Annotated in this window: 4 protein-coding genes; 1 reads left to right on the top strand and 3 read right to left on the bottom strand. The window is 34.2% G+C overall.

The window, feature by feature from the left end; translation table 11 throughout:
• A partial coding sequence (locus QLS97_RS12955; RefSeq protein ID WP_282717210.1) for a T9SS type A sorting domain-containing protein occupies positions 1–2,446 on the top strand: 2,446 nt, incomplete at its 5' end.
• A gap of 414 nt (positions 2,447–2,860) precedes the next feature.
• On the opposite strand, the gene QLS97_RS12950 is transcribed toward QLS97_RS12955, so the two are convergent.
• The 3 genes from QLS97_RS12950 to QLS97_RS12940 form a co-directional block, all read right to left on the bottom strand.
• A complete protein-coding gene (locus QLS97_RS12950; RefSeq protein WP_282717208.1) occupies positions 2,861–4,177 on the bottom strand; it encodes an ammonium transporter in 1,317 nt (438 codons plus the stop codon).
• 338 nt (positions 4,178–4,515) lie between these two features.
• On the bottom strand, positions 4,516–4,893 hold the full coding sequence (locus tag QLS97_RS12945) for a PH domain-containing protein (RefSeq protein WP_282717206.1): 378 nt from the start codon (positions 4,891–4,893) through the stop codon (positions 4,516–4,518).
• Positions 4,894–4,902: 9 nt separating this feature from the next.
• Entirely contained in the window at positions 4,903–6,207 is a 1,305-nt protein-coding gene (locus QLS97_RS12940; protein ID WP_428831793.1) for an amidohydrolase family protein, read from the bottom strand.
• Between the last annotated feature and the right edge of the window lie 4 nt (positions 6,208–6,211).

The raw sequence follows: 6,211 nt of genomic DNA, 5'->3' as shown, positions 1-6,211 counted from the left end.
ACCAGCATCAGGCACAATCTTAAATGCGGGTGTTGCACAAGACCTAACGGTTAATGTAGCAGGAACTGCTGATTATAACGCAGCAAGTAAAACAGTTCAGATCAATGTAAATAAAGCCAATTTAACAGTGGTTAACACAAATCGTTCGAAAGTATATGGAGCTGTATTAGCCAATGCAGATTATGCAGGAAGTATAACAGGTATCCAAGCGAGTGATAATCTTACTATTACACGTGCAAGTACGGGTGATGCAGCTAATGCAACAGTAGCAGGTTCTACTTATCCAATCGTAGGAACGTTAGTGGATCCAAATGGAAGATTAGCGAACTATACAGTAAGCAATCCTGATGGCGCCTTGACGGTGACTAAAGCGGACTTAACAGTGGTTAACACAAATCGTTCGAAAGTATATGGAGCTGTATTAGCTAATGCAGATTATGCAGGAAGTATAGCAGGCATCCAAGCGGGAGATAATATTACCATTACACGTGCAAGTGCAGGAGGTGTTGCTAATGCAACAGTAGCAGGTTCTACTTATCCAATTGTAGGAACGTTAGTAGATCCCGATAATAGATTAGCGAACTATACAGTAAGCAATCCTGATGGCGCCTTGACAGTAACTAAAGCAGACTTAACAGTGGTTAACACAAGTCGTTCGAAAGTATATGGTGTTGCATTAACGAATGCAGATTATGCAGGAAGCATAACAGTAATCCAAGCAAATGATAATATTACTATTACACGCGCCAGTACAGGTGGTGTTGCCAATGCAACAGTAGTAGCGCCGGGTCCAACATATCCAATTATTGGAACGTTGGCAGATCCTAATGGTAGATTAGCGAACTATAATATAACTAATCCAAATGGAGTATTAACTATAACTCCAGCTCCAGTAAATTCAACTGTATCTGTTAGTCCAACTGCTGTTCAATACAGTGATCAGGCTACGTTTACATCGAGAATTGTAGGTGGAGCTCCGTTAGTAAGTGGTGGTCCGCAAGCGGCAGTCTCTGCTACCTTTAAAGTAGGAACTCAAACAATGGGTACAGCTAATTTTAATGTAATTGGTTCAGATTTAGTTGCCACAAGTACCTATGCTTTAGTAGAAAGTGTAGTGGGTCAAATGTCTCCTGGAAGTAGAACAGTAACAGCTTTTATTAATGGTGCGGATAGTAATTTTGGCATCAGTAACTTAGCTCCAACAAATACTTTAACTATTAATAAAGAAGATGCATGGGTTGATTATACTGGTGATATAATGAAAGCAACAGCTAGTTCATCTACAAGATTTGCAACAGTTGAATTGAGAGCTAATATCTTTGACATTTCAGTGCCTGGAGATCCTGCTTATGATGTATTCCCTGGGGATATTCGAAATGCTAAAGTGAAGTTTGTAAATAGAGAGACTGGTGCAGATATATCTGGTTGGATTCCTGTAACTACTTTACTAAATCCAACAGATACGAAAGTGGGAACCGTATCCTATAACCATTTAGTAAATTTACCGAGTAATGCTGATTATATATTTCTTAACGTAGGTGTTATTGTAGATAATGGTTATTATATCCGTAATAATCCAGACGATAATACAGTTGTTACAGTTTACTTACCGGTAGGAGATTTTATAACTGGAGGTGGTTACATCGTACCTACACAATCAATTGGTACAATGGCTTCAACACCAGGTAAAAAAGTGAACTTTGGATTTAATGTGAAGTTTAATAAAACAGGAAAAAATCTGAATGGGAATATGAATATTATTTTCCGCAGATTAGAAAATGATGGTATTGTACATTCATATCAAATAAAAGCGAATGCAATGTTATCATTAGGAGTGAATGCAACTAATCAAGCGAGTCAGACAGCTGAGTATGTTTCAAAAACTAACTTAACTGATATAACTAATCCACTTTCAACTATTTCTATGGGAGGTAATAAATATCTATATGTTAAGATGACAGATAATGGAGAGCCTGGTTTAAATGATATGATATCTTTTGTATTAGTTGAAGGGACTGCAGATCCAACTGTTCCAGCAAATATTATTTTCTCTAGTAATTGGGTGTCATTTAAAACTCAACAAATGAAATTGGCAGGTGGAAATCTGAAAGTCCAAAGCGGATTTAATTTAGGAATTCCAACAGCTCGGACAAATTCAGGGCCGGATACTGTAAAACAAGAAATTGAATTACCAACAGATCCAATAAATTTCAATGTTATAGCATACCCCAACCCGTCAAACCAATACTTTAATGTAGAGATGAAAGGCGGCAGCACTGAAAAAGTTGACATAATGGTGTACGATGTTCTGGGAAGAACAATAAAACACATAGAAAGTATTGATGGTCAATTTATTAGGTTTGGGAACGACCTGCCATCTGGAACTTATATTGCAATAATCAGTCAGGGTATGAACCAAAAAACCGTTAGACTGATAAAACAATAATAGTTATTTTGCAAACAAATTTTAAACTAACTCCATTTCAATTTTAATTGGGATGGAGTTTTTATTGTTTTAGCATTTTAATTTTTCTGAAAAGGAATATATTCAGTTTTATTGATTAGGTATGGGTTTTCAATCGAATGATTTCAATTCAATTTCTATAAAAGTAATTCGAATATTTAAAAATAGAATAGTTATAAAGTAAACTGAGATTAGTTTGTAATATAATTTTATAGAAGCATATTGGGTTTATTTAATTTAAAATAAATAAGAAGTTCTGTTTTAATAGAGACATGTGTTTTTAACTGATGATGAAGTTTGATTTGTAGTTTAACACCACTTATTACTTAGATTTTAAGCAAAAAAAAACACTCTGAGACATTCAGAGTGTTTTTAATTTAATGTATGAAAATCGATTTATAGAAACTCACCATGTTGAGAAATATCTAAACCTAATTCTTCTTTTTCTTCACTTACTCTTAGTGGAGTTATTTTGTTTACAATAAAGAAAAGGAAATAAGACGCTGAAAATGCGAATACTGAAACTATAACTAAAGCAGTTAATTGGTTTAAAAACAATGTAGCATCACCAAAAATAAGTCCTTGATTATCTCCTACTACTGAGTTAACAGATTTAGAAGCAAACACACCTGTTAATAACATACCAACCATACCACCAACCCCGTGACAAGCAAATACATCTAAAGCATCATCAATTTTACCTTTAGGGAATTTACTAACAACTAGATTACTAACAATACTGGCAAAAATACCAATGAACATTGCATGAGGAATAGTTACAAAACCCGCAGCAGGCGTAATAGCTACTAAACCTACAACAGCACCAATACAAGCTCCCATTGCAGAAAGTTTGTGTCCAAGAATTTTATCAAGAAATACCCAAGCCATTCCAGCAGCAGCAGCAGCTACAGTTGTTGTACCTAATGCTTGTACAGCTAAACCATTAGATCCTAATGCTGAACCTGCATTGAAACCAAACCATCCAAACCATAATAAACCAGTACCTAACAATACGTAAGTAATACGAGCAGGATTAACTTTTTGTATTTTTCTTTTTCCTAAGAAAATTGCTCCTGCTAGTGCAGCCCATCCAGCGCTCATGTGAACTACCGTTCCTCCAGCAAAATCTAATACTCCCATTTTAAAGAAAACACCATCTGGATGCCAAGTCATGTGTGCTAATGGAGCATAAACAAGTAATATGAATAATACCATAAATAATAAGTAAGCCCAGAAACGAATTCTTTCTGCAAAAGCTCCTGTTATTAAGGCAGGTGTAATGATTGCAAATTTTGCTTGAAATAAAGCAAACAACATGAAAGGTATTGTTGGAGCAAGACTCCAAGCGGTATTTGTATTAACACCTTGAAAAAACAAATTAGGTAACGGATTACCAATTATCCCTCCTATAGTAGGGCCAAATGATAAACCAAAGGCGATAACTACCCATAAAACAGTAACAATTATCATAGCCATAAAACTTTGAAGCATAGTACTGATAACATTCTTTTTTCCTACCATTCCCCCGTAGAAAAAACCAAGTCCTGGCGTCATTATTAATACAAGTGCTGTTGCAACGATCATCCATGCTGTATCGCCGGTATCAAATTTTACAGCTTCTGTTGGAGCAGGAGTATCAATTATGAAATAATTTGAACAAAGGGTTAATACCAAAATCGTGATTAATATCACACTTAAAATAATTTTTCGCATTGTTTTTTAGTTTTAAATTTCGATAAAAATATAAAAATCATTAATAAGCCCCTTTAAAAATATGACTTAATGTTTTATTTTTGTCATTTTTTTAGTCTAGACCCTGTTTCATTATGGGTATATTATAATTTAAAGTTAAAATTTACAATTTGTTAAAGTAAGGTTAAGAGAAATTATCTTTTTAGGAGATTACAGCACAATAATTATAAGAATTTAGAGGTATTATATTCGAATGGGTTTTATTTTTTCTACTAAAAGTTGAATATCATTAAAAAAAAATGCACCAATCGAAATGAATACAATTGGTGCAATTATTTAAAGTTAATGAATAATGTTCTTTATTTTAAAAGATGTTGGCTTAAAATTTTATACACTTCATTGATGTTATTCCCTCCTTTACCAAATTGTTTGACAATTGGTGTATTATCGTTATTTAACCAAATTTTTAATTCAGCATCCATATCTAATATTCCAGCACTTTCTTTAGAGAATTTTTTGATACTGGAGTAGGGGATTGACATATAATCAACTTTGGTTCCAACCAATTGTTTTTCGACTAAGATTAGCCTTTTATTGGTAAAAATAAACATATCCCGAATAAGTTTGTATGCTTTTTCAATTATTTCTCCATCAATTAAGATTGGCTCAAATTCATTCGAAACATTTTCAATGTTAACTTCTGATGCATTGCCTAAGATGGCGTTAAATAGTCCCATTATATCACTTTATTTTTGATTGTATTTTGTTTTATATCTGTCGTTCAGCTTTGTTTGATGGGTGTCCAGACTAATCATTCTACCTTGAATAAAAGCATTGGTCAATTTATTGGTTCTCATATCCAAAGCATCCCCTTCGGAAATAAATAGTGTAGCATCTTTTCCTTGCTCTAAGGTACCACATTGCGCATCAATTCCTAATATTTTAGCAGTATTTGATGTAATTAATTGTAAAGCTTGTTCTTTGTCTAGTCCATAAGCTGCGCATGTTCCAGCTAAAAAGGGTAAATTTCTAGTGTTCATTCTTTCATGCGCACCACTATTTTCTAAACCTACAATAACTCCTTTGTCGGTCAATAATTTAGCTGATTTATATGGTAAATCAATATCATGATCATCATTTTCTGGCATGTCATGGACGCGTCTAAGCAATACGCCAATATTGTTTTTTTGTAATAATTCAGCCGTTTTATATGCTTCATATCCACCAACAATTACCATCTTCTTTACTCCATTTTCTTTGGCAAATTGCACGGCATCGATAATTTGTTTTTCTTCATTGGCATGAATATACAAAGTCTGGCTTCCATCAAATAATCCTTTTGTAGATTCTAAGACTAAATTTCGATCTTTTGAACTATCGCCTAAATAGGCTTTAGCATTTGATAAAAAAACGGATAATTCTAAAACTTGTTTTGAATAATCCTTATTGGCTTCGATATTTCCTGGTTCAAACCTAGAACCACCTCTTCTAAAGCTAGTAGGGAAGTTTACGTGAATTCCATCATTTTCTTTTATCAACGCATCATTCCAGTTCCATGCATCCAGTTGAACAATTGATGAAGACCCAGAAACTGTTCCGCCACGAGGTGTAATCTGTGCCATTAAAATCCCGTTTGGTCGTACTGTTTCTATTACTTTAGAATCAGCGGTGTAAGCAATAATACTTCTTACATTGGGATTCATAGTTCCAATTTCGTCTTCATCATCAGAAGATTTCACGGCATCAATTTCAACCAAACCCAATGTTGAATTAGGAGCAATAAATCCAGGATATACATGTTTCCCTGCGGCGTCAATTGTAACATCATAGGCACCTTCGGCTAATCGGATTACTCGGGCATCTGCAACCAAAGTAATTTTTCCGTCCACAAATCCTATGGCGCTGTTCTCAATTATTTCACCATTACCTAAATGTGCTGTAGCATTAAGAATTAAAACTGACTTTGATTGCTTGGGAGCAGGTGTTTGTTGTGCTTTTGTAAGTATTGATAAACTAAATACCAATAGCAATAGATATGTTTTTTTACTCATCATA

Source organism: Flavobacterium yafengii, assembly GCF_030010375.1.
Taxonomy (GTDB): Bacteria; Bacteroidota; Bacteroidia; order Flavobacteriales; family Flavobacteriaceae; genus Flavobacterium; species Flavobacterium yafengii.
The sequence above is the reverse complement of the archived record's forward strand: the minus strand, read 5'-3'. Positions and strand labels throughout refer to the sequence as shown.